Source organism: Nocardia brasiliensis (genome assembly GCF_011801125.1).
Lineage (GTDB): Bacteria > Actinomycetota > Actinomycetes > Mycobacteriales > Mycobacteriaceae > Nocardia > Nocardia brasiliensis_C.
In genome coordinates this window covers 6,771,561-6,793,608 of sequence record NZ_CP046171.1, presented here as the reverse complement: position 1 = coordinate 6,793,608, position 22,048 = coordinate 6,771,561, and the positions used below count along the sequence as shown (strand labels likewise).

The window sequence follows — 22,048 nt, the reverse complement described above, 5'->3', positions numbered from 1 at the left end:
GGTTCGTGATGGCTTGGATCGGGCGGCCGGATCGGCCAGGCAGGGCCTGCGCCTCGTGCGAGTAATGCGTATTTCCACCACATCCGGACGACAGATCTCTAGAGGAGCACCCGTCTGAGGTGCCGATCGGCTACGGTTATGCCTGTGGTCGATGGAACTGAAGGGCCTACGTTGGAGAGCAGCCGAACCCCACACCCGTTCGACGTCGGGCAGCCGAATTCTGCCCGGGTATACGACTACCTGTTGGGCGGGAAGGACAATCAAGACACCGACCGCGATGTAGCCAACCAAATGCTCTCTCGCGCACCCGAACTCAAGACCTTGGCCTGGTTCACCCGGAGCTTCATGCTCAAAGCGGTCGAGATGGCCGCGCGGGCCGGTATCCGTCAGTTCGTCGATCTGGGCTCCGGTATCCCGAATTCGCCCAACGTGCACGAGGTGGCGCGGGAGATCGAGCCGTCGGCACGGGTGGTGTACGTCGACTACGACCCGGTCGTGCAGGTCCATTGCGACGCGCTGCTGGCGGGCCCGCAGGGCGTCTCGGCTCTGCTGGGCGATGTTCGCCATCCCCACGACATCCTCGATAAGCTGAAGAGCGAGAGTCTGATCGACTTCGACGAGCCGGTGGCCATCACGCTCATCAGCGTCCTGCATTACGTCATGGACGACGAGCGTCCCGCCGATATCATGGCCACCTTCCGTGATCACATGGCGCCGGGCAGCTACGTGGCGCTCACCCACGGCTCGCTCGATTCCGCCCCGGAGATACTCGAGGTGCTCGCCGCCAACAAGGAGACTTCCGCGCAGGTCGCCTTCCGCTCCACCGCGCAGACCGAGGCATTCCTCGCCGGCTTCGAGTTGTTCGAACCCGGTGTGGTGCCGGTGCAGCAGTGGTTGCGTCCGGACTTGCCGGATACCCGAATGGTCATGCTCGGTGGAATCGGGCGCAAACCCTGAGTATCCGGGACGGATCGGAGTAATCTCTGACATGCCAATTGTTGTTGGACGCCCACACATTCGAGCGTGCATCAGATTGCTGTCCCAGTCGATCAGAGGATGAATTGATGAAGACCCTCAAAACTGTCGCTGGTATCGTGTCAACTATTGTTTCGGTTACCGTAGTCACGTCCGGCGTATCTATTGTCAATGCCCCTATCGCGGCCGCCGCTCCCGGAGATCTCATTACCTCGGATGTCCCCACCCTCCAGGAACTCGATGACCAACTCGCTTTTCTGATTGAATTGCCCGGCTCCGACGAGGCCAAGGCCGCCCATATGGAAGGCGGCATGCGTGCGGTTGTGGTCGCGCGCACCCTTTACAACATCGGCTGGTACCGCGCGCCGCGCGGGTCGAATGAGGTCTCCGGTCCGGAGACCCACGACGGCAACGTGCACACCGCCATGCTGCGCAGCAAGTCGGCGGGACAGCCGGATCTGGTTGCGCGCGTGGTCTGGAAGCGTCTCGACGGCGTCTGGAAGCTGTCCAACAGCTCCGTGTGCGAGGGCGTCAAGGCCGTGGGGCTGGCTATGGGCTGCGACTTCTGACCGGCCGCCGAGCACCGTGATCGATATCCGTGACCTCACCCTGAGCTATCCAGGCGTCACCGTCCTCGAAGTCCCCGAACTGACCGTGGCGGACGGGGCGCTGACCTACCTGATCGGTCTCAACGGCACCGGCAAGACCACGCTGCTGCGGTGTATCTGCGGCGTCATCTCGCCTACCGCCGGCACCGTCGAGGTCGACGGTGCTCTCGTCCGGGCTCACCAGGCCACACCGGAGACGCTCGGCATGCATCTCAACTACCGAGCCTTCGACCCCCGCCACACCGCGCGTCGGCACCTGCGCTGGATCGCCCGTGCCCGTGGACTTTCCACCGATCGGGTCGGCGAGGTCCTCGAACTCGTCGACCTCGTCCGGGTGGCCGATCGTCGGCTGGGGCACTATTCGCTCGGCATGCTCCAGCGCGTCGGCATCGCCGCCGCACTGCTCTCCGAGCCGCGCACCCTGTTGCTCGACGAGCCGCTCAATGGTCTGGACATCGCGGGCATCCGCTGGATACGCGGACTGCTGCGCCGCCTGGCCGATGCCGGGACCTGTGTCCTGGTCGCCACCCACCTGCTCGATGAGGTCGAACGCAACGCCGACCACATCGTCGTCATCGGGAGTCAGCGCATTCTGGCTGACCAGCCGTTCACCCACCTCATGAACACCCTGGGGCCGGGCGAGACCAGCCTGGAGGACGCCTATCTGCGCATCGCAGGCCTGACCACCGACGTCGCGTTCGGCGTTGCCTCATGAGAAAACCCGGTGCAGCCGCCCTGATTCGCCGCGGCGTCGCCGCCGAATGGACCCGCACCGCCGGACGCAGCTTCCTGTGGGCAGTCGCCGTCCCCCTCACCTTCGCGCTGCCGCTGATCGTCACGTTCGGCATCGCCGCCGTCGCGGAAAGGCTCGCGACCCTCCCCGGACAGAGCTATCTGGCCACGGTCTCCACCACCAACTCGGTGTACTGGGTGATCACCATGTCCGTGTCGGTCATGATGGTCACCACCGCCTACGCCCACGCCACCCAATGGCGCGGTCAGACAAGCGATCTCAACGCCTTTCTGTTTCCCCGGTCCTGGACGGTCGCGCTGGCCCGGTGGATCTACTACGGCGCCATCACGGCGATATCGACGGTGGTGCTGCTCGTCGTCGTCATGGTCACGCTGCCGCACCAGTTCCCCCAGATCTATGGGAATGTCGACATCACCGACTCCGCCGGTATCCGGTTCCTCTGGACCGTCCCGTGCTATGCGTTCGCCGCGTGCGGCGTCGGTGTCGCGGTCGGGTCGCTGATTCGCACCCCATCCGCCGCCGTCGCCGTGCTGCTGTTCTGGGTGTATGTAGTCGAGAACTCCATCAATCTGCTACCCCATGGATCCGCGCTGCAGGCCTACGCGCCGTTCCTCAACGCCGTCGCCGCGACCGGGCAGGAAGTCGCCTTCCTCCCGCGCTTCGGCCGCAACGGTTCGCTGCTGTACTTCGTCCTCGTGGCAGTCGCCGTTTTCGTCGCGACAGCCGTGCTGCCGATCCTCATCCGCCGGGTGTCCGGACTCCGCAGAACAACGCTCACCAAATCAGGCGCACCCTGACCGAGCAGGGGCCGTCAGAGTTTTTGTCGGGGGGATAACACCGAGACCGGTCGAACCTCGAGCGGAAGCCTCCCCATCGCGGGGATCGGGCCCATGACCCGCCGCAGCTTCTCGGTGGCGACCGGTTGGAACTCCCACTTCGACAGCAGACTGTGCACCGTCGTTTGCAACGCTATCCAGGCATAATTGTGACCGATGCACTTCTGATTGCCGATGCTGAACGGGGCGAAGCTCTTGCATTTCGCCGCGGAGCCGGTCGGCGACCACCGATCAGGGTCGAAGGTGTCCGGCTCGGTGAAGAGGTGCGGGTTGCGGTGAATAGCCGCGATGCTGTAGCCGATATTGGTCCCCTCGGGGAATGTGAAACCGCCGAGTTCGACCGCGGTGGTGCTTCGTCTCGTCTGCAACAGCGGCGAATGGATTCGGGTGACCTCGTTGAGGAATCGGTTCAGGAAATCGAGTTGATCGAGGCTCTGCGGGCCGAGTTCGCCTGCGGCGAAGATCTCTTGCCGCAGCGTCGAAGCCACCGCAGGACGCTGCGACACCTCGTACAGAACCCAGGTCAGCGTGGCCGTCGTGGCGTCGATTCCGCCGAAGAGAATGGTCACGGCCTGTTCCGCCAAGAACTTGTCGCTGTGGTGTTCGTTCTCGGGCGAATACAGCAGGGTATCGATTAGGTCGTCCCGGCGGTCACCGCTGGCCCGGCGCGCGACGATCAGTTCCTGACAGTAGCCGCGTAGTTGCGTTCCGGCCGACAGGAATTTGCGGTTCACCCGCAAGGGCAGACTCGCCAGTTTCTTGGGCAGTATGCTGCCTACTATGGCGCCCGCGCCTATGTCCGAGATCAGGCTCGAGATGAGTTGTAGCTCCGCGGCATCGGGTTTGTGCGAGAACATGGACTCGAGCAGATTGGTGATCACCAATTCCAGCAGTGCGGCACGGGCCTCGACAATCTGGCCCGGCTGCCACGAATTCGCCAGTGCGTCCGCATTACGCTTGATGATAGGCGCGTAGTTTTCCAGCTTCGGCCGGTGGAACGCCGGTTGCAGCATGCGGCGAAGATCCCTGTGCTGCTGACCGTCCGCGACGATCAGCGATTCTCCGAAGATGAGCCGGATCCGCTCGAAGAGGAGCCCTCGCTCATAGGCATCGGGGTTCTCCACCAGCATTCGGTGGAGCAATTCGAAATCGGTGATGACATAGACAGCGAGACTGCCGATATCGACACGTACGATTTTTCCGATGTCGGCCAGATCGACCATGAACTGAACTGGATCACGCGACATTTTCCAACTGTGGCCGAGTACCGGCAAACGCCCGGGCCCGCGCGGGACGTCATGAAGATCCACTGCGTGTTGCCTTTCTATCGGCACGTTCGAGGCCAGAGACTTCGGGTGGTCGGATCACCACCTCGACCGCGGCGATCCCGCCACGGTCGAGGGCATGTACCCGAGTTGTTCAAGACCTCGCCGGCGGGCACCGGAGCAACAGCGCTCGTACCGGCAAACCATGTACTCCTGCTTGTTCTATCACGGCGACGGTCTCCGTTACCACCACATCGCGACCGTCGCCATGCATCACCGCCTGTCGGTGGCGCGACACCGGTCGATACCCCTGGACGCCCCAGCTACGAGAAGCGATCTTTCCGAACGGGTCGGACATAGCCAACTCCTGGATCAGCGTGTCGGGCAACGATTTCCTCGCGCCTCTCGGCAAGCCGGTCGCGGCTCCGACTTCTCCGATCGTCCGCACCGGGCTCCTTGGCGTATGGCGATAAGCGAGCTGAATCGTTGAGGCCTGTTGTCCATCAACATCCTACTTTAGCCGTGACCTCGGCCCGCCCTGGCCATTTCCGAACCGTCAACGGCCCGAGCGTCGTTCACAGTTAAAGCCACCTATTTCTGTTCGTGCAGATCACGGTCGTGCCGCTGGCGTGAGCAAACCCCATGCAACTCGTCTGCGGTCTTGGGCTCTGTCTCGCGTCGGTATGTCGATCACGTGCCGCGGTCCTTCCCGTAATGGTCGAGATCGATTACGGCGCAGGTGGATTCAGGTATCCCGATCCGACTTGTCGAACTCCTCGACCATATCGACTCTCATGCAAAATGACTGCAGCAGAACAATTCTCGGTTCTGTTCAACACTTCCGAATGCTCGAAGGCGACTTGCGATGCGATGCGCTTCGGTGAGCTACCTCGGTCGAGCTGTCCGCGTGGCGCACCACAGCGCCCAGCATCCAGCCAGCCATCCGAGTCCGTACCTACTGGTCGCAACCGACGTGGTCCGGACGAATGGTCAGCGCACGAGCCTCAGCGAATGGGCAGCATCGCACTGGCCGAAGCCGGGCGAAGCGGCGACGGCAGCGCATTGGCCCGTGTGGGGCCGTGTCGAATCCTTCATCGCGCTGCCGCACCACCGGCAACTCGATAGCGCCGCCGGTTGCCCACAAGTTCGGCGAGCCCTGCGTTCCGCGGCGGCCGACGCAGGGATTGCTCACGCAGGGGTGGCTGTGCGGCCGTCTGGGCGTTCGGAATGGCCTCGATAGCAGCGGTGCCTGTCTTGAACGTCAAGCTGGAATACGGGATCGATAGCTGTACTATTGCCAAACTTATAGAGGGGATTGGAAATCGCAGAGTAAATATGCACCTTGCTTGGTAGCTGGAACTGGCTACTCGGTCTGGTTCCGGGCGGCGACGGAAGGAGCTGTATGTACAGACCGCGGGCGTGGCCGGTCTGGCAGCAGTTCATCTTGCCGACCTTGTACCTTGTTCTGAGTTTGCCATCGTGTTGGGTGGTCATCACCGGTGGTCCGCGGTGGTACGACTGGATACTGTGCATTGCCGGGCCGATCGGCGCCATCTGGCTACTGATATCGATCTTTTCCAGTGATGAAGACGGGCCGGCTGGGACTGACTAGAGCAGCACCGCACGGCTACGTCTCGGATGCGGTCGCGCTCCATCCCCCGTCCTGTTGCGTTACGGCGGGTCCTAAGGGGGTGAGTTCCTCGGGGCCCGTGCCCTGGCCTGGTTTGGAGTCTTCGACGAAATCTTTGGCGGAGTGCGGTATAGGGCCGTCGATGTCGGGCTCTTCGAGATCGGCGAGCCGGTCGGGCTCTTCCTCGTGGGCATTGCTGGTTTCGGCCACTGTGTAGTCCTTCGGGTCTGAAGCCGCGGGTGCGCGGCGGGTTGGTTCGGTGCCGATCGGGTGAATTGTTCAGGGGCTCTCGGGGTCTATCGTGATGTGTTCTTGGCTGATGTCGTCGAGCCAGTACGCCTTGTCGTGGTCGACCACGAGTAGTTCTTCGAACTTGGCGCCGAATCCGTCGGCGCGTACGTGGAATTCGATGGCCCAGATTCCTGTTCGGGGCCGTGGTGGCGTGGGCCGAGCACTTCGGGGAACGCCAGGCGGCGGACCTGGTTGCCGAGAAGCCGAGCCCGTGCCAGCTCAGGACGTAGCCGACCGCGCGCTGCGGCAGGAACCACGTAGCCGGTCGTTGAGTGCGCCGTGGTAAACGCGGTGTCCGAGAACATAGTGAATCTCGATGTCGGAGTCGGTGCGTCCGTCGCGGCGACGAAAACAGCGGCCGGGCGGTGCTCGCCGCCGACGTGTACCCGAATGTGTACACATAGCGGGTTGCTGATTCGCCGGGTGGTCTGTTTTTGCCGCTTGGTAGAAGGGGATGCAGCCGGTTATGCGCAGCTCGGCAAGTCATTCTCACTGATCGATGTGATCGGCGACTCCTTCGCCTATTGCGACCGGCATCACAGTGTGTAATAGTAATCCCATTAGTGAGACGGACTGGTCTCACACTCGTGTCTGTTGAAACGGTCGACGTCGCCCCTGGTTCGGTATGCCTGAGTGGGACTTGTCGGCCCGAAAGGGGAACTCGTGGCCGGGGTACATACTTGGCGGCGCGTGGCCGCATCCGTCGCGGTGGCGATCGCGGTAGCGGTGGGTTCGGTGCTGGCGGCCGCGCCCGGGACCGCGGAGGAGATCGCTCCCGGCACCACGGTGCAGAGTGTTTTCGAATCGATGGGGCCGCACGAGGTCGTCACGGGCGCCAGGGTCGGCCCCTGTCAGCAGTCGGTGGCGGGGCTGATCGCGCACATGGTCGTGCTGCTCGCCGGAAACAGGGACACGCTGCAATGCACGGCGGCCTTCCCGTATGGGCTGGATATGCCGGTCGGTGTGCACTCCTACTTCCCGGCCGATATCGCGACCATGGATACGGCACCACTGATCGTGCTCACCGGCGGAACCCTGTCCAACCCGGGCAATTACGACGCGATGGCGCGGTACTTCGCCAGCCACGGCTTCGTCGTGACGCTGCCCTACGACTTCTACAATTCGCTGCCCGAAATGCCGACTCTGGGGTTGGCGGCGGCAATCGCCCAGAATCGGGACGCGAATTCCCCGCTGTTCGGCAAGGTCGATCTGTCACGGACCGTCTTCGCTGGGCACTCCGGCGGCGGCCAGGCCTCGTTACAGGCCGCGACGGTGTTTCCGCCGATCGCGGGGCTGATCGATCCGAAGCTGCGGGTCGCCGGCGTCCTCGCGCTACAGCCGGGGCCGCTGAGCATCGGTGCGCTGGTGCACGTCCCCACCTTCTACCTGACCGGCTACAACGACTTCGTCGTGCCCGACTTCGCGTGGGTTCGCTGGTGGGAGTACAACACCCAGTTCACCGCGCCGGCCTGGATCGCGAATGCTCGCGGCGTGACGCACTTCGGTCCGGTCGACGGACCCGAGGGATTCCGGGCCTCCGGTGTGGCACTGGCCTGGCTGAAGTATCTGGCCTTCGGCGACGACACCGCCAAGCAGTTCTTCGTCGGCCCCGACTGGAAGTTGAAGGACGACAAGAGTTTCTTCAGCGTCGAACGCAACGCCCTCGCGGACGGACTCGCCCGATGACCGAAGCCCGCACAGCGGCACGGGGACTCACCGTGCCGCGCCGCGCGGCCTGGTGTGCCGCGGTCATACTCGCCGCGGCGTCACTCGGCACGCCGGCGGCCTACGCCGAGTCGCCCGGTGCGAGCACGTGCGCTGAACCGGCTCCGGGACAAACGATTCCGCGGGCGACCCCGGAAGACGTGCGGATGGATCCGGTCAAGCTGACCGATGCCATCGACTTCGGCACTCGCGCGGGTGGCGTCGCGGTGCAGGTCTACCGGCACGGTTGCCTGATCGGCGACCGTACCCCGACCGGCAATGTGCCGCTGCCGCTGGCCAGTGCCACCAAGGGCGTCACCGCGATGATCGTCGGCCGCGCGGTCACGCAGGGCTATTTCGGCGTGGACGACCCACTGTCGAGGTTCTTCCCCCAAGCCGACGCCGCGCACGCGGATCTCACCGTGCGACAGGTGCTGACGCAGACCACGGGCCTGCACTTCAGCTGGCCCGCGGATCTCGCTGGGCTGCAGACCGATTCGGTGTTGCAGACGCTCGCCGCACCGGCCGAGCACGCGCCGGACTCGACGTTTCAATACGCGCAGAATGTCATCGCGCTGCTGTCCGAGATCATCAAGCGCACGACGGGCAGTGACTTTCAGGACTACGCGCAACGAGAGCTGTTCCAGCCCTTGGGTATCGAGCGCGGTAATTGGATCTGGCTGCGCGACCGCAGCGGCAATACGGCGGTCAACGGCGGACTCGCCATGCGCCCCGACGATCTGGCGCGACTTGGCCGGCTCATGCTGCAGCAGGGACGGTGGGCAGCGCACCAGCTGATCGACGCTGACTACATTGCCCAGGCCACCACGGGCACCGCCGCCAATCCCGGCTACGGGTTCCTCACCTGGCTCAACTCCGGTGACACCTACAAGGGCACCGAGGTTCCCACCGCGATTGCCTACGATCGTCCGCAGTTTCCCGGCGCGCCGCGCGATATGTATTCTTTCGAGGGCGCGCTCGGCCAGTTCGTCACCGTCATCCCCAGCCGCGACATGGTCGTCATCCGCATGGGCATCCCGTTGCGCATCGACCTGAGCAACCCGGTCGGAATGCTCACCGGCAGCGGCAATCCCGACAACAAGGAGCTCTACCAGCGCATCGCCGCGGCGGTCGCGGATGTGCCCGCCGAACCTTATGTCGACCCCTACGGCCTCGGCCACCCGCCACTGCCGATCAAGAGCCTCGACGACCTCGCCAAGGTGGTCGACCCGGTCAACGCCGCAAGCATCCTGCTCGGCGTCGGACCCTACGCCTCCACCGCGTGCAACATCCTGTGGTGCAACGGCAAACCCGTTCCGCTCGATGTGTTCCGATTGATCATCGATGTCGGCGGGCAGGTCGCGGGAGCGGTACTGGCGCTCGGTAACACTCCCCGTTGACCGTCGGCGTCACGCCGAGGGCGCACCCGCGCGCCAGCGCGGCGGGTCGCCGGACAGGAGCGTCGTCATGATCGCGGTGGTGATGTCGACCAATTCCGTTCTCGGATAATCCGGTTCGTGCAGACACCAGCGGGCCATCAGGCCGTTCATCGCACCCACCAGAGCGGAGGTCGCGAACATCACCGCGTCTTCGGGGAGCGGGGCGACCCCGAGCATTTGGGTGCGTAATCCGTTGAGGAACACTGCCCACTGTTCGCGCACCTGCTCGCGGTGATGTTCTACCTGGCGGCTCGCACCCACGATCTCGACGTAGGTCACCCGCATGCGGCGCCGATCCGCCTCCGCCGCGGCGAAGAGCGCGTCGATCGCGGTGCGCATCATCGACGCCGGATCCGCGGTCGACGCGCCGGCCAGCGCCTGGAGGGCGGCCGTGCGAAAGAACTGCTGACAGTCGTCATACGCGGCGACCAGCAGTTCCTCTGTGCTGTCGAACAATTCGTAGAACTGCCTGCGGGACAACTTCGCCGCCGCGCACACATCGGTCAGCGCGGTGTTCGCGAAGCCTTTGTCCGCGTAGACGGTCAGCGCGGCATCGATGAAGCGCGCCCGCCGCTCCGCCCGCCGCGCGTCCACCCCTCGACCCGCGTAGCTACGGGGAGCGGGCGCACTCGCCGCGTCGGCCGCGGGCTCCTCCGCCGGAACGGGTTCGGCGAGATTCCCGGCATGCCCGGAGGCCAATTCCTCGAAGACGCCGACCGGAACCAGGACGGCCTCGGTCTTGCGATGCGACCCCAACCGCACCGGCGTGCGATCGCCGCCCCGAAATCGCGCAAGAATCTTCGTCAGCTGCGCACGCGCCTCACGGACCGACATCGTCTCCATAAGCACCCCGAAAACGTACACCAATGTGTACACATCCGACCGTGCCGAACCGCCGACCGCTGGTCCCTGTCTTGCGGGCAGACCCGATCCAGGCGCGAAAGGATCCCGGCCTGAAAGTCGATCTGGATACGGCCTAGCGGGTCTGCCTCTCGACGAGGCGGCGTAGGCGGTGCCGGAGGTGTTGTTGCTCCGCGAGATTGACGGTGGCGGCGATGGCGCGGCGGTAGGCGTGGGTCGCGTCGTCGATGCGGTCGGCTCGTTCCAGCAGGTGCGCCCGCACGGTGTGCAGGCGCGGGAGATCGGGGTGGGCGGCGGCGAGTGCGTCGAGTTCGGTGAGTGCGACGGCGGTGCCATCGACCATGGCTTGGGCGACAACGCGATTCAGTGCGATCGTGGGATTGCGATGCTCGGTCACGATCTCGAGCAATCGGTAGAGCGCGAGGATCTCGGCCCAGTCCGTCGCCTCGGTGTCGGTGGCCTCGGCGTGCAGGGCGGCGATGCAGGCCTGCAGCAGATAGGGGCCCGGCTGGGCGCCCGGCGCGGCCCGCGCGACCAGCTCCAGTCCTTCCGCGATGAGCTCTCGATCCCACAACGTGCGGTCCTGCTCGTCGAGCGGGGTGAGCTGTCCGTCCTGACCGACGCGGGCCGGATGCCTGGCCTCGGTGAGCAGCATCAGCGCGAGCAGGCCGGTGACCTCGGTGGACCCGGGCGTGCTCCGGCGCAGGAGCCGGGTCAGGTGGATCGCCTCGGCGGCGAGATCCGCGTCCCGGGTCGGCGCGCCGGTGGTGGTGTGGTGCGCCTCGGTGAACATCACGTAGAGCACCCCGAGCACGGCGGTGATCCGCTCGTCGGCGTGCCCGGGTGGTGGCAGCGGTTGACTGAGCTCGGCGACGCGCCGCTTGGCGCGCGTGATCCGTTGCGCGACAGTAGTTTCCGGTATCTGATAGACATTGGCGATCTGCGCGGTGCTCAGTCCGGCGACCGCGCGTAGCGTCAGCGCGATCTGCCCGGACCGCGGCAGGTCGGGATGGCAGCACAGCTGCAGCACCAGCAGCGAGTCGTCCTGCTGGACGGCCTCCGGCGTTACCGGCGGATGCAACAGCGCCGCGCGGGTCTCGCGCTCGCGGCGGCGGGCCTCGCTGCGCACCCGGTCGGTGTAGCGGCGACGGGCGGTCGCGGTGAGCCAGCCGAGCGGGTCGTCCGGGAACTGTGTCGGCCACTGCCGGTGCGCCTGCAGCAGCGCTTCCTGCACCGCGTCCTCGCACAGGTCGAATTGGGCGCTGCCGTACGTACGCAGCAGCCGGGCGAGGGCCTGGCGCGCGAGCTCGCGCCAAGAACCCTCGCCCGTCGGAGCCGCAGTGCTCACTGGTCTCCCATGTCGGCGAACATCACCGGCCGCAGCTCGAGCGCGAGACCGGGAATGCGCGCGTCGGGGATCTGCTTGGCCAGCTCTACCGCGCGGGCCTCGTCCTCGACATCGAGGAGGTAGAACCCGCCCATGAACTCCTTGCTCTCCACGAACGGACCGTCGGTCACCTCCGGCTGCCCGGCGACACTGCGCACGACCTTCGACCGGCTGGGGTCGGCGAGCGCCTGGGTCGCGATGAACTCTCCGCGCTCCTTGGTGGTCGCCATGAACGCGGCGTGACCTTCTTGGATCTGCCGTTGCTGCTCCTCGGTGAGCTGCTCGAGTACGGCCGGATCGACCTGCATCAGGATCAAGTACTTCACTGTTCCTCCTCGTCGGGGTGAACCATCCGGAGTGGGGGTTCATCAGAGGTCGTCACCGAACTGGCAGACACGACACTAGGCGGCCGGGAATTTCCGAGAAGTTTTTTCGCCGCCGCTGTCGTATCACGCGCATCGGTGACGACCACGGGTCAGTCCACAGAGCATCAGAGAAAGGTTCAGCCATGACGCAGCGTGTACGAGTCCACTGCTTCACCGTCACCCGGGACGGCATCGCGGCAGGGGAGCAGCAGAGCCTCGAGCATCCGTTCGGTCACGCGGACCCGGGTGCCCTGTTCGCCTGGGCCGGCGCCTGCGCCAGTTGGGTCAACCGCACCGACCCGGGCGGCGGTCGCGGCCTCGACGACTACATCGTGCGCGACTTCGCCCGCGGCATCGGCGCGGAGATCATGGGTCGCAACAAGTTCGGTCCGATCCGTGGTCCCTGGCCCAACGAGGACTGGCGCGGCTGGTGGGGCGACGAGCCGCCGTTCCATACGCCGGTGTTCGTGCTCACCCATCATGCTCGGCCGTCGTTCACGCGGGGCGAGACCACCTTTCACTTCCTCGACGCCACCCCGGAGGAGGCGCTGCGGCAGGCGAAGGCCGCCGCCGATGGCCGTGATGTCCGCATCGGCGGCGGGGTCACCACTGTCCGCGAGTTCCTCGCCGCCGATCTGATCGACGAGATGCACATCGCCGTCGCCCCATATGAACTCGGCACCGGCCTGCGCCTGTGGCAGACCCCGGACGAGCTGACCGACCGGTTCCACCTGGAACGGGTGCCCAGCCCGAGCGGGGTTGTGCACCATTTCTTTTGGCGGCGATAGCGGGTGGCGCTCAGTGGTTCACGCCTGCTGCCCCAAGAATTCGGGGGATCACACGAAGGGTGAGAGTGGCGCTCGTCACATTTTTCGGTTTTACGTGGATCGTCGGATATGAATATTTCGTTCGACCGATATCAACGCTTCGATTCGACTGGGGGACAAGGCGTTCCATGGGGATTCAGGGGCGGGAGAGAAACGAAATGTTCCATAAGAATGTCACGCGCGCGGGACGTCAGGTCCTGAGCACGGTGATCTTGCCGTTCGCGGTGGTGGCGACGCTCGCCAGCGCGGGCACCGCGTCGGCGACCGATTACACCACGCAGCAGCAGCGTTGGGCCGAGAGCCTGACGGCGACGGGTAACGAGCAGGGCGTCGAATTCAAGACGACCACCGCGCCCGACCTGAAGTCCATCTCCACCGAGCTGCACAACGGCAAGTTCACCCTGACCGCGGATGCCACCGCGGTGCAGGTGGAATCGGCGTCGGGCGCGAAGGTCACCGAGTTCCCGATGTCGATGAAGACGGCGGCGGGCAATACGATCGCGCTGGCGCCGCAGATTTCCCAGGACGGGAAGACCCTGGTCGTCACCCCGCAGGTGACCAAGGAGGTCGAGGGTGAGCTGAACACGGTCGCCGCGGGCGAGCTGAAGCCCATCGCGACCAATCCGGACGCGCAGAACCACGATCCGGTGGCCAACGGCCTCGCGGCCGGTGCCGCCGTCGGTCTCGGCGTCGCCGCGATCCTGTGCATCCCGGCCATCCTGGTCTTCGTCGTCGGCTACTTCGCCTGCCTCGTGGCGAGCGGCATCAGCTACGTGCTGTTCGCCGCGGTGATCGGCGCGATCCTGGGTGCGGTCGCCCCGGCGGTCATCCCGCAGGTCCTGCCCTGACGCTCGGCAATTCGCGGTGATCGCCGAGAGGGCGAGCCCGTAGTCAGCCCCACCCGGACGCCGGGTCGACTCCGCATTCCCGCGGTGTCGATCCGGCGTTCGGCGTTCAGCAGCTCCGACCTGGACCGGCCGAGGTCACCACGGCCGGCGCGGACGCTGCTCGCCCCTCTGGAAAACTGCCCGCATGAGCACTGCGTCTGGTGGCAATTCGGGTGAACTCCTGCTCGGCATCGACATCGGCACCACCGCCGTGAAGGTGGTCGCGTTCAGCGCGACGGGGGCGCAGGTGGCGGCGCATGTGACGCCGTACCCGATCAGTCGGCCGAAACCCGGATGGGCCGAGCAGGATCCGATGGACTGGTGGCACGGGTGTGTCGCCGGGATGCGCGCGGTGCTGGCCGCGGTGCCCGCGGGGGCGGTGCGGGCGATCGGGCTGACCAGTCAGGTCAATACCCATGTGTGCGTGGACGATCGGCTGGAGCCGCTGGCGCCCGCGATCATCTGGCAGGACCAGCGCTGCGTCGAGATCGCCAGGGAATTCGACAGCCGGTTCGACCCCGCGGAGAAGGTGCGGATCTGGGGGTCGCAGATCACGCTCGACGCCTCCTTCGTCGGGGCGCGCGCGGCCTGGTTCGCCCGCACCGACCCGGCGCTGTGGGCGAAGACGCGATGGGTGCTGGGGCCCAAGGACTTCGTGGCCGCCAAGCTGACGGGCAGGGTGGCGACGGATCTGCTGGCCGCGGTGCGGGTGGCCGGGCCGGACGGGTATCTGCCGGAGGCGGTGGCGCTGGTCGACGGCCTCGACGCGCGGCTGCCGGAGATCCTGGCACCGGAGGCGCTGGTCGGCCGGGTCGACGGCGCCGAGGTGGTGGTGGGCACGATGGATGCCTACAGCGCGGTATTCGGTACCGGCACCACCGAGGCGGGCCGCGGAATGATCTCGTGCGGAACATCTTTGGTGGTCGCGGGCGCCGCCGAACAGGCGCACCCGGCGGGCGGGATCGTCACCTTCCCGCCGCGCGGCGGGCTGTATGTGCATGCCGGACCGACCCAGGCGGGTGGGGACGCGGTGCGCTGGTGGAGCCAGGTGTCCGGCCTGAGTCTGGCGGAGGTCTTCGAGTCGGCCGCGGCGGGCGCACCCGGTGTGCTCTTCACGCCGTATCTGTCGGGTGAACGAGCACCGTTGTGGGACGCCGACGTTCGCGCGAGCTTCCTCGGATTGAGTTCGGCGACAACGACGGCGGACATGTCGCTCGCGGTACTGCAGGGGGTGGCCATGTCGGGGCGGCATGTTCTCGAATCGGTCGAGACGGCTTGCGGATTCGCGTTGGCGAGCGTGACGTTCTCCGGTGGCGGGGCACGTAGCACGCTGTGGGGACAGATCCACGCCGACGTGCTGGAACGCCCGGTCGAGGGATTGCGGGTGTTCGACAGTGCGGCATTGGGCGCGGCCCTGCTCGGCGCCGTCGGCGCGGGTCTCTACCCGGACGTGGCCACGGCGGCACGCGCGGCGGTCGTGGTGGACCGGTCGTTCGTCCCGGCCGCGCCGGTCGGGCGGCTGCGCGGTCTGTACGAGGGCTACCGCTCGGTGCACGCGGCCCTGCGCGAGCTACACGCCGACCTGGCGGACTGGCGCCGGGTCAGTTGAATTCGGTAGCGGCCCAGGCGGTCTCGATCATCGTGAAGACCTCGTCCACCGCGACGTCCGGATCGGGAGCCTCGCGCGCGAGGAAGTAGGCGTCGATCGCGAAACGCGCGAGGGCCCGGCAGGCTGTCGGCGTCGAGGACAGGCCCAGATCGCCGGCGATGGCGGTGGCCAGCGACTGCGCGTGCCGCAGCCGCATCGTCTGGTCGTAGTCCCGCAGGTCGGGCGAGGCGTCGATCATCTGCCACAGCGGTGCGACGTCGGCCCTCGTGCAATGCCGCACCTGGGCGCGGATCTCGCGACGCAGCGCGGGGATGAGCGGCTCGTCGGCGGCTCGGCCGGTGGCCGCCTGGATGAGCCGCTGCTCGAAGTCGTCGCCCCGCTCGAATACCAGGGCTTCCTTCGTGGGGAAGTGGGCGAAGAGCGTCGTGACGGCCACATCGGCGGCGTCGGCCACCTCCCGGATGCCCACCGCGTCGTATCCGCGCTCCAGAAACAGGCGCAACGCGGTATCGGCGATTTTCTGACGAGTCGCGGCCTTTTTCCGCTCACGACGTCCGGGCGGCGCGGTCATCCCCGAATGCTATCAAATACGAAAACTCATCAGATTCAGAATATGAACCGTTCGTGCCACGGCTCGCGCGCAATGCGCTCGGATTTCGAGTTGACAAGGGCTGCGCGGATTTTCGCGCGGAATGGCATGGGTCTGCGACGCTGGCGAGCATGAACGAGAGCAAGCGCCGGGCGGGGATCTCGCGACCGGAGGACGTGATCGATGTGTTCGTCGAGTTGGTCGCGGCCCGCGACGCGGACGGGCTGGCCGCGCTGTACGAACCGGACGCGGTGCTCGCCGTGCCCGGCGGTCCCGTCGTCAACGGGCTGCGGGCGATCCGCGAGGCGTACGCGCAATTCCTCTCTACCGCACCGGCTTTCGAGATCGGCAAGCGGCAGGATCCGCTCGTGGCGGGCGATATCGCATTGAGCGCGCACGAATGGCCCACCGGCGAGATCACCGTGGACGTGCTGCGTAAGCAGCCCGACGGCACCTGGCTGTGCGCGATCAGCCAGCCGCGGGTCAACTGAGCGTCGGCCGCATCGGGTCGCTGACCGCTGGCCGGTGGTGTGCGGCGAGGGTCACAGTGCCGCACCGAGCAGGGGGAATGCCAATCGGTTCGGGATGGGGAGTTTCGCGGCACGGCTCGTGGCTACCCCTCAGAGAACGCCGGTGCCGGCCGCCGCTGTGGCATGTCGACGGTCGGCCTGCGTTTCCGGAGTCCGCCGCCACTGGCTGACTCGCACGACAGCGGGAAGGAACCAGACATATGTTGATGCTCACCCCCACCGCCATCGAGGTTGTCCGCACCATCACCTCCGCCGACGGCACGCCGCAGGAGGCGGGCCTGCGCATCTCCACCACCGACGGCGCCGAGACCTTGCAACTCGAGGTCGCCGCGGCGCCGAGCGCGCAGGATCAGGTCCTCGACGCCGACGGCTCCCGAATCTTCCTCGACCAGCAGGCCGCGGCCTTCCTGGACGACAAGGTCCTCGACACGGGCACCGACGCCAACGGCGAGGGCGGCTTCGTCATCGCCATGCAGGGTGGCGCCGCGGGCGTCTGACCTGCCGTCGCCGGTCGGCGGCGACGGCAACGAGAGCGAATACGGAGATATCCGGTGCCACGGCCATAAGTTCGGCACGGCCGCGGTGGAACACGCGCGGCGATGCCGCTACCGTGGGGTGGCGCAAACGGAGTCCGATTGCTGGGAGTGGGTTTGTCGTCTTCGACGATCGAGAACATCGAGACGTCGTCCGGGCCGGAGCAGCGCACGATCGCACCGGTGGTGTGGTGGGCGCTCTTGCTCGCCGGGACCACCGCCGGTGGCTACTACCTGGTGGAGGTGCTCGAGCACCGGCAGGTGATGCTGCATCTGATGGATCTGAGCGTCTATCAGATCGCCGGTGACCGGGTGGGCCGCGGTGTTTCGGTCTACGACAGTCCATTGCTCGGCAATACCCGCGGTGTCTGGGAATTCGTCTATACGCCGTTCGCCGCGCTGCTGTTCGTTCCGCTGCGCTGGCTGCACGGCGACTTGTACACCCTCGCCGGTGGTTTCGGGAACTTCGCGATGCTGGTCGGCTCGTGCCTGGCGGCGTTGTCGTTGCTCGGCTACCGTCGCGACCCGCGCCTCGTCGTCGCGGCCTGCTCTATCGGCGGCCTGCTGCTGTGGTGCGAGCCGATTCGGCAATCCATGGCCTTCGGACAGATCAACATCGTGCTGCTGTTGCTCGTCATCGCCGATCTGGCACTGCCCGATTCGTCGCGGTGCAAGGGTGTGCTGACCGGCATCGCGGCAGGCATCAAGCTGACACCCGCCTTCTTCGTGCTGTACCTGCTGCTCACCCGGCGCTACCGGGCGGCCGCGGCGGCGGGCGGCGCGTTCGCCGCCACGGTTGCGCTGGGTTTCGTTGTGCTGCCGAAGGATTCGATGACTTTCTGGGGCGGCGCGTTCATCGATCCGGCGCGCGTCGGTGAGCCGGGGAATCTGTCGAACGAGTCCTTGCGCGGCATGATCGCGCGTTCGGCCGGTGTGGCGGGCGCGCATCAGCTGCTGTGGCTGGCAGGCGCGGCGGTGATGGCGGGAATCTGTCTGTATCTGGCGCGGCGGTTGTCGCTGTCCGGGCGCGAACTGCCCGCGGTGGTGTGCGTCGGCGTCACGATGACGGCGGTCTCGCCGTTCAGCTGGGTGCACCACTGGGTTTGGCTCGCGCCGTTGCTCATCTACCTGGGTGATCTCGCGTTGCGCCGCGGCGGGCTGGTCATCCCGCTCGCCTTCGTGGCGACCGCGCTGCTCGTCTCCGGCGGGGTGCTTGCCTTTCTCGATCCGACGCTGGTGAGCGTGTTCGACTACGCCACGCGCGGACATCCGGTGCTGTTCTATCGCAACGCCTACATCTGGCTCACCGTCGCGCTGTTCGCGGCGATCGCCTTGGCGCTGCGTCGTAGTGCGACCGCGACAGCACCGGCCCAGACCGCCCCGGTCGCGGTTGACACCCGGGTCGCTCCGTAATCGACCGGACCGGCGAGCATCGGCCCGTGGTTTCGCGAGACCGCGCTATCGTGGATTCGTGGGTGTCATGGGAGAACTGTTTTCGGGCCAGAAACTGGCTGACGAGGGCAGCGAGGACAGCTCCGGTCAAGGCCACCGCCCGCGCCTCGACGTGGATCTCGAGGCAGGCGTGGTCCGGTTGTCCGGACCGCCCGCGCGCCCCGTGGCTGACGCGGCCGAGGACGCCTGAGCGGGTCGCCGGTCAGTCGCGGAAGCGGCATGCGCCGGCGAACGGCATTGCGTCGATCGAGGATTCGGTGACGCTGGCGCCGTAGGTCGAGGCGTGGATGACCTTGCCGTCGCCCGCGTACAGGGTGGAGTGGCCGCCGCCGTAGAACGACACCAGATCGCCGGGGCGCAAATCCGCACGGGTGACCGGGGTTCCGGCGGCGAGCTGGTCGTGGCTGGTGCGCGGCAGGTCGACGCCGGCCTGGCCGTAGGACCATTGGACCAGCCCTGAGCAGTCGAACGAGTCCGGCCCTGCGGCCGGGCCGTAGCTCGCGCCGAGCTTGGTGCGCGCGGCCTCGACCGCGACCTCGCCGGGCGACTGCGACGGAGCCTCGTGCAGCAGCGGTTGATTCGGCGTGCTGCTGCCGGGAGTTCCGGTGCGGCCGGGGAATTCGAAGCCGGGGATGGTCGGAAGCGTGAAGGTATGGCCGAACGCGGAGAACTCGGTCGGCAGGGGAGCCGCGATCGGCGCGCTCTCCGGCTGCGGTGCCGCCGTTCCGGAAAGGCCTGGGGGGAGGGCGGATTCGTCCGGAATCTGGACGGTGCCGATGCCGGGCACGGTGATCGGCTGCGCCGCCGCGCTGCCGGAGGTGACCAGCAGGGCGGCGAGCGCGCCTGCGAGGGTCACGCCTGCGGCGAGTGCCCACCAGAGCACTCGGCGCAGGAAGCGGGTAGTTCGGACGTCGTCGGTCTTCGATGCCATGATCAGGTCCTCCGATGGTCGTCTCGAAGGCTCCGGCGGGTCACGCGACGCCGCGTCTGATGGCGAAATCGGACCACACCACAGTCTTCGAATACATTCGAGAACATCACGGTGATCTATGTCCAAGCGGATCCGAGTTGTCATCATTCGGCATAAATCCGCTGAAGCAAATCGGAACACACATATAAACAATAACGAAACGATAACTAAGTATTAGATATTCGACAAACTAATGGTCTTTTACTTGGTAATAGTGCCGCTGACCGGCAGTTCTCCGGTTCGGCGCAGGGCCGCGAGCACGGTGTGCACCGCGGCGCGCGGCGGCGCGCCACGCCGGACGACGGCGGTGATCGTGCGGGTGACCGGGGTGCTCAATTCCCTGGTGGTGACCTGGAAACGCGGGTCGATCGCGAGACCGGGCAGCAGCGTGATCGATAACCCGGCTTCGACATGTTGCAGCGTCATCAGATAGTTGCTGAAGCGGCACACAATGCGTGGTTCGAAGCCGGATTCGCGGCAGAGCCGGGTCGCCAGATTCGCCATGTACGACTTCGGCATATCGAATGCCCACGGCTCGTCGGCGTAGGCGGCCAGATCGGCGGGCCCGCGCGCGGATCGGCCTGGCGGCAGCACGAGCACGATCGGATCGGCGGCCAGCGGCACGATATCGATGTCCGGACCGAGCGGCTGCTCGACGAAATCCGTTGTCGTGATGATGATGTCGGCGTCGCCGACGCGCAGCGCGCGCATGCTCTCGTGCGGCTCCAGCTCGTGCAGCTCCACGTCGATGTGCGGGTGCGAGACCGCGAGCTGCCGCACCGCGGGCACGCACACGGAATGGATCGCGCTCTGAAAGGCGCCGAGCCGGATCAACCCGACCGGCTCGTCGCCGAGGCCGCGCAGTTCGGCCTCGACGGTGTCCATGTGGTCTAGCAGCGCGCGGGCGCGGCGGGCGAGCAGCAGTCCCGCCGGGGTGAGCCGGACGCGCCGGCCGGTGCGTTCCAGCAACCGGGTGCGCGTCTCGGACTCGAGCACCGCGAGCTGCTGGGAGACGCTGGACGGGCTCATACTCGCGGCCTGGGCGACCGCGCGGACGGTGCCGAGGGTGTCCAACTGGCTGAGCAGGCGCAGGCGCCACGGGTTGAGCATGCCTGCATTATTGTTCGGTTCTGCCGTACAGCACGGCCGGAATTGTGAGCTGGACGCGTCGCTCGCGGCCGACTTACCGTCGGTGCATGGCTTCTTCTACCGTCGCACCGCTGTCGGCCACCGAATTCTGGCGCGATGCCGATCGCCATCTCGTGCGCTATTCGGGCGCGGGCACGTTCTGTCCGGAGATCATCGCCCGCGCCGCGGGCAGCTTCGTCTACACCGAAAGCGGCAGGGAGATACTGGATTTCACGTCCGGTCAGATGAGTGCGATTCTGGGGCACGCGCATCCGGAGATCGTCGCGACGGTCCGGCGGCAGGTGGGTGAACTCGACCATCTGTTCAGCGGCATGCTCAGTCGTCCGGTGGTCGAGCTGGCGCGCAGGCTGGCGGCGACGCTGCCCGATTCGCTCAGCAAGGCGTTGCTGCTCACCACGGGCGCCGAAGCCAACGAGGCGGCGATCCGAATGGCCAAGCTGGTCACCGGAAAACATGAGATCGTCTCGTTCGCCCGTTCCTGGCACGGCATGACCCAGGCCGCGGCGGGCGCGACCTACAGCGCCGGGCGCAAAGGTTATGGTCCGGCCGCACCGGGCAACTTCGCCATCCCCGTGCCGCACGCCTACCGGCCCGACTTCACCACGGCCGAAGGCGAACTCGACTGGCGCAGGCAACTCGACTTCGCCTTCGACCTGATCGACGCGCAATCGGTGGGCAGCCTGGCCGCCTGCCTCGTCGAGCCGATTCTCAGCTCGGGCGGGGTGATCGAGCCGCCGCCGGGCTACTTCGCGCGACTGCGCGAGCTGTGCCGGGAACGCGGCATGCTGCTGATCCTCGACGAGGCGCAGACCGGTCTGTGCCGCACGGGCAACTGGTACGCGTTCGAGCGGGACGGGGTGGTGCCCGACATCCTCACGTTGTCCAAGACGCTCGGTGCCGGGCTGCCGCTGGCCGCGGTGCTCACCGGAGCCGAGATCGAACAGGCCGCGCACGAGCGCGGGTTCCTGTTCTTCACCACCCATGTCGGCGACCCGCTGGTGGCTGCGGTCGGCAACACCGTGCTCGACGTGCTCATCCGGGACCGGCTCGACGAACGCGCCGCCGAACTCGGCGGGTTCCTGCGCCGCGGCCTGGCGCGAATTGCCGAGCGGCACAGCGTGGTCGGCGATATCCGCGGCCGGGGACTGCTCGCCGGGCTGGAGCTCGTCGTCGATCGCGAGACCAAGCAGGGCTCGGACGAGCTCGGCGCGCTGGTCACCCGGCGCTGCCTCGAACTCGGCCTGCACATGAACATCGTGCAGCTGCCCGGCATGGGCGGCGTCTTCCGGATCGCCCCGCCGCTGACCGCCACCGAGGAGGAGCTGAGCCTCGGTCTATCCATCCTCGACGAGGCGATCGGCGACGCGGCGACCAGTCTGTGACGGCG

General features: G+C 66.6%; 22 protein-coding genes. 14 read left to right on the top strand and 8 right to left on the bottom strand.

Annotated elements, in window-relative coordinates; genetic code table 11:
• Nucleotides 1-138 precede the first annotated feature (138 nt).
• From F5X71_RS31085 to F5X71_RS31070, 4 genes are all read left to right on the top strand, one after another.
• The gene (locus F5X71_RS31085; protein WP_167465203.1) at nt 139-957 is read left to right on the top strand and encodes an SAM-dependent methyltransferase; all 819 of its coding nucleotides are present in this window, start codon (nt 139-141) and stop codon (nt 955-957) included.
• Nucleotides 958-1,064: 107 nt separating this feature from the next.
• A complete protein-coding gene (locus F5X71_RS31080) occupies nt 1,065-1,544 on the top strand; it encodes a hypothetical protein (RefSeq protein ID WP_167465202.1) in 480 nt (159 codons plus the stop codon).
• A 16-nt stretch (nt 1,545-1,560) separates the two neighbouring features.
• Nucleotides 1,561-2,298 (top strand): ABC transporter ATP-binding protein, encoded by a 738-nt coding sequence (locus tag F5X71_RS31075; protein WP_167465201.1) that lies wholly within the window; start codon nt 1,561-1,563, stop codon nt 2,296-2,298.
• Nucleotides 2,295-3,134, top strand: a complete 840-nt coding sequence (locus F5X71_RS31070; RefSeq protein ID WP_167465200.1) for an ABC transporter permease — start codon at nt 2,295-2,297, stop codon at nt 3,132-3,134. The genes F5X71_RS31075 and F5X71_RS31070 overlap by 4 nt, the downstream gene beginning before the upstream one ends.
• 14 nt (nt 3,135-3,148) lie before the next feature.
• On the opposite strand, the gene F5X71_RS31065 is transcribed toward F5X71_RS31070, so the two are convergent.
• A complete protein-coding gene (locus tag F5X71_RS31065; protein WP_167465199.1) occupies nt 3,149-4,483 on the bottom strand; it encodes a cytochrome P450 in 1,335 nt (444 codons plus the stop codon).
• Nucleotides 4,484-6,065: 1,582 nt separating this feature from the next.
• The gene (locus tag F5X71_RS31060; RefSeq protein WP_167465198.1) at nt 6,066-6,278 is read right to left on the bottom strand and encodes a hypothetical protein; all 213 of its coding nucleotides are present in this window, start codon (nt 6,276-6,278) and stop codon (nt 6,066-6,068) included.
• A gap of 771 nt (nt 6,279-7,049) precedes the next feature.
• Here F5X71_RS31060 and F5X71_RS31055 point away from each other — a divergent pair.
• Nucleotides 7,050-8,045, top strand: coding sequence for an alpha/beta hydrolase (locus F5X71_RS31055; RefSeq protein WP_167465197.1), 996 nt, complete (start codon nt 7,050-7,052; stop codon nt 8,043-8,045).
• A complete protein-coding gene (locus F5X71_RS31050) occupies nt 8,042-9,463 on the top strand; it encodes a serine hydrolase domain-containing protein (protein ID WP_167465196.1) in 1,422 nt (473 codons plus the stop codon). Before F5X71_RS31055 ends, F5X71_RS31050 begins: the two co-directional genes overlap by 4 nt.
• 9 nt (nt 9,464-9,472) lie before the next feature.
• On the opposite strand, the gene F5X71_RS31045 is transcribed toward F5X71_RS31050, so the two are convergent.
• The 3 genes from F5X71_RS31045 to F5X71_RS31035 all read right to left on the bottom strand — a co-directional run bounded on the left by F5X71_RS31045 (nt 9,473) and on the right by F5X71_RS31035 (nt 12,076).
• A complete protein-coding gene (locus F5X71_RS31045; RefSeq protein ID WP_238816059.1) occupies nt 9,473-10,345 on the bottom strand; it encodes a TetR family transcriptional regulator in 873 nt (290 codons plus the stop codon).
• A 133-nt stretch (nt 10,346-10,478) separates the two neighbouring features.
• The gene (locus F5X71_RS31040) at nt 10,479-11,711 is read right to left on the bottom strand and encodes an RNA polymerase sigma factor (protein WP_167465194.1); all 1,233 of its coding nucleotides are present in this window, start codon (nt 11,709-11,711) and stop codon (nt 10,479-10,481) included.
• Complete coding sequence (locus F5X71_RS31035) at nt 11,708-12,076, bottom strand: YciI family protein (protein ID WP_167465193.1); 369 nt, start codon at nt 12,074-12,076, stop codon at nt 11,708-11,710. The genes F5X71_RS31040 and F5X71_RS31035 overlap by 4 nt, the downstream gene beginning before the upstream one ends.
• A gap of 182 nt (nt 12,077-12,258) precedes the next feature.
• Between F5X71_RS31035 and F5X71_RS31030 the strand changes: the two genes are divergently transcribed.
• The 3 genes from F5X71_RS31030 (at nt 12,259) to F5X71_RS31020 (ending at nt 15,438) form a co-directional block, all read left to right on the top strand.
• On the top strand, nt 12,259-12,903 hold the full coding sequence (locus F5X71_RS31030; protein WP_167465192.1) for a dihydrofolate reductase family protein: 645 nt from the start codon (nt 12,259-12,261) through the stop codon (nt 12,901-12,903).
• A 197-nt stretch (nt 12,904-13,100) separates the two neighbouring features.
• Nucleotides 13,101-13,790 carry a hypothetical protein gene (locus tag F5X71_RS31025; protein ID WP_167465191.1) on the top strand — a complete coding sequence of 230 codons (690 nt, stop codon included), beginning with the start codon at nt 13,101-13,103 and terminating at the stop codon, nt 13,788-13,790.
• A 184-nt stretch (nt 13,791-13,974) separates the two neighbouring features.
• Complete coding sequence (locus tag F5X71_RS31020) at nt 13,975-15,438, top strand: xylulokinase (RefSeq protein WP_167465190.1); 1,464 nt, start codon at nt 13,975-13,977, stop codon at nt 15,436-15,438.
• Here the strand turns inward: F5X71_RS31020 and F5X71_RS31015 are convergent.
• A complete protein-coding gene (locus tag F5X71_RS31015; RefSeq protein ID WP_167465189.1) occupies nt 15,431-16,009 on the bottom strand; it encodes a TetR/AcrR family transcriptional regulator in 579 nt (192 codons plus the stop codon). The two genes, F5X71_RS31020 and F5X71_RS31015, sit on opposite strands and share 8 nt — an antisense overlap.
• Nucleotides 16,010-16,158: 149 nt before the next feature.
• Between F5X71_RS31015 and F5X71_RS31010 the strand changes: the two genes are divergently transcribed.
• The 4 genes from F5X71_RS31010 (at nt 16,159) to F5X71_RS30995 (ending at nt 18,732) form a co-directional block, all read left to right on the top strand.
• Complete coding sequence (locus F5X71_RS31010; RefSeq protein ID WP_167465188.1) at nt 16,159-16,518, top strand: YybH family protein; 360 nt, start codon at nt 16,159-16,161, stop codon at nt 16,516-16,518.
• A 239-nt stretch (nt 16,519-16,757) separates the two neighbouring features.
• The gene (locus tag F5X71_RS31005; protein WP_167465187.1) at nt 16,758-17,054 is read left to right on the top strand and encodes a hypothetical protein; all 297 of its coding nucleotides are present in this window, start codon (nt 16,758-16,760) and stop codon (nt 17,052-17,054) included.
• Nucleotides 17,055-17,207: 153 nt separating this feature from the next.
• Entirely contained in the window at nt 17,208-18,503 is a 1,296-nt protein-coding gene (locus tag F5X71_RS31000; protein WP_238815567.1) for a glycosyltransferase 87 family protein, read from the top strand.
• Between the two features lie 58 nt (nt 18,504-18,561).
• The gene (locus tag F5X71_RS30995) at nt 18,562-18,732 is read left to right on the top strand and encodes a hypothetical protein (RefSeq protein WP_167460078.1); all 171 of its coding nucleotides are present in this window, start codon (nt 18,562-18,564) and stop codon (nt 18,730-18,732) included.
• A gap of 12 nt (nt 18,733-18,744) precedes the next feature.
• On the opposite strand, the gene F5X71_RS30990 is transcribed toward F5X71_RS30995, so the two are convergent.
• Together F5X71_RS30990 and F5X71_RS30985 are read right to left on the bottom strand one after the other, a co-directional pair.
• A complete protein-coding gene (locus F5X71_RS30990) occupies nt 18,745-19,473 on the bottom strand; it encodes a C40 family peptidase (protein WP_167465185.1) in 729 nt (242 codons plus the stop codon).
• 240 nt (nt 19,474-19,713) lie between these two features.
• Complete coding sequence (locus F5X71_RS30985; protein WP_167465184.1) at nt 19,714-20,622, bottom strand: LysR family transcriptional regulator; 909 nt, start codon at nt 20,620-20,622, stop codon at nt 19,714-19,716.
• 86 nt (nt 20,623-20,708) lie between these two features.
• Between F5X71_RS30985 and F5X71_RS30980 the strand changes: the two genes are divergently transcribed.
• Complete coding sequence (locus tag F5X71_RS30980) at nt 20,709-22,043, top strand: aspartate aminotransferase family protein (RefSeq protein WP_167465183.1); 1,335 nt, start codon at nt 20,709-20,711, stop codon at nt 22,041-22,043.
• Nucleotides 22,044-22,048 lie beyond the last annotated feature (5 nt).

Excerpts from the sequence above, each read along its gene's own strand:
- F5X71_RS31050 (WP_167465196.1), top strand. The coding sequence starts at position 8,042 with ATGACCGAAGCCCGCACAGCGGCACGGGGACTCACCGTGCCGCGCCGC.
- F5X71_RS31085 (WP_167465203.1), top strand. The coding sequence starts at position 139 with ATGCCTGTGGTCGATGGAACTGAAGGGCCTACGTTGGAGAGCAGCCGA.
- F5X71_RS31020 (WP_167465190.1), top strand. The coding sequence starts at position 13,975 with ATGAGCACTGCGTCTGGTGGCAATTCGGGTGAACTCCTGCTCGGCATC.
- F5X71_RS31025 (WP_167465191.1), top strand. The coding sequence starts at position 13,101 with ATGTTCCATAAGAATGTCACGCGCGCGGGACGTCAGGTCCTGAGCACG.
- F5X71_RS30980 (WP_167465183.1), top strand. The coding sequence starts at position 20,709 with ATGGCTTCTTCTACCGTCGCACCGCTGTCGGCCACCGAATTCTGGCGC.
- F5X71_RS31015 (WP_167465189.1), bottom strand. The coding sequence starts at position 16,009 with ATGACCGCGCCGCCCGGACGTCGTGAGCGGAAAAAGGCCGCGACTCGT.
- F5X71_RS31005 (WP_167465187.1), top strand. The coding sequence starts at position 16,758 with ATGTTGATGCTCACCCCCACCGCCATCGAGGTTGTCCGCACCATCACC.
- F5X71_RS31070 (WP_167465200.1), top strand. The coding sequence starts at position 2,295 with ATGAGAAAACCCGGTGCAGCCGCCCTGATTCGCCGCGGCGTCGCCGCC.
- F5X71_RS31045 (WP_238816059.1), bottom strand. The coding sequence starts at position 10,345 with ATGGAGACGATGTCGGTCCGTGAGGCGCGTGCGCAGCTGACGAAGATT.
- F5X71_RS31080 (WP_167465202.1), top strand. The coding sequence starts at position 1,065 with ATGAAGACCCTCAAAACTGTCGCTGGTATCGTGTCAACTATTGTTTCG.
- F5X71_RS30990 (WP_167465185.1), bottom strand. The coding sequence starts at position 19,473 with ATGGCATCGAAGACCGACGACGTCCGAACTACCCGCTTCCTGCGCCGA.
- F5X71_RS31030 (WP_167465192.1), top strand. The coding sequence starts at position 12,259 with ATGACGCAGCGTGTACGAGTCCACTGCTTCACCGTCACCCGGGACGGC.
- F5X71_RS31010 (WP_167465188.1), top strand. The coding sequence starts at position 16,159 with ATGAACGAGAGCAAGCGCCGGGCGGGGATCTCGCGACCGGAGGACGTG.
- F5X71_RS30985 (WP_167465184.1), bottom strand. The coding sequence starts at position 20,622 with ATGCTCAACCCGTGGCGCCTGCGCCTGCTCAGCCAGTTGGACACCCTC.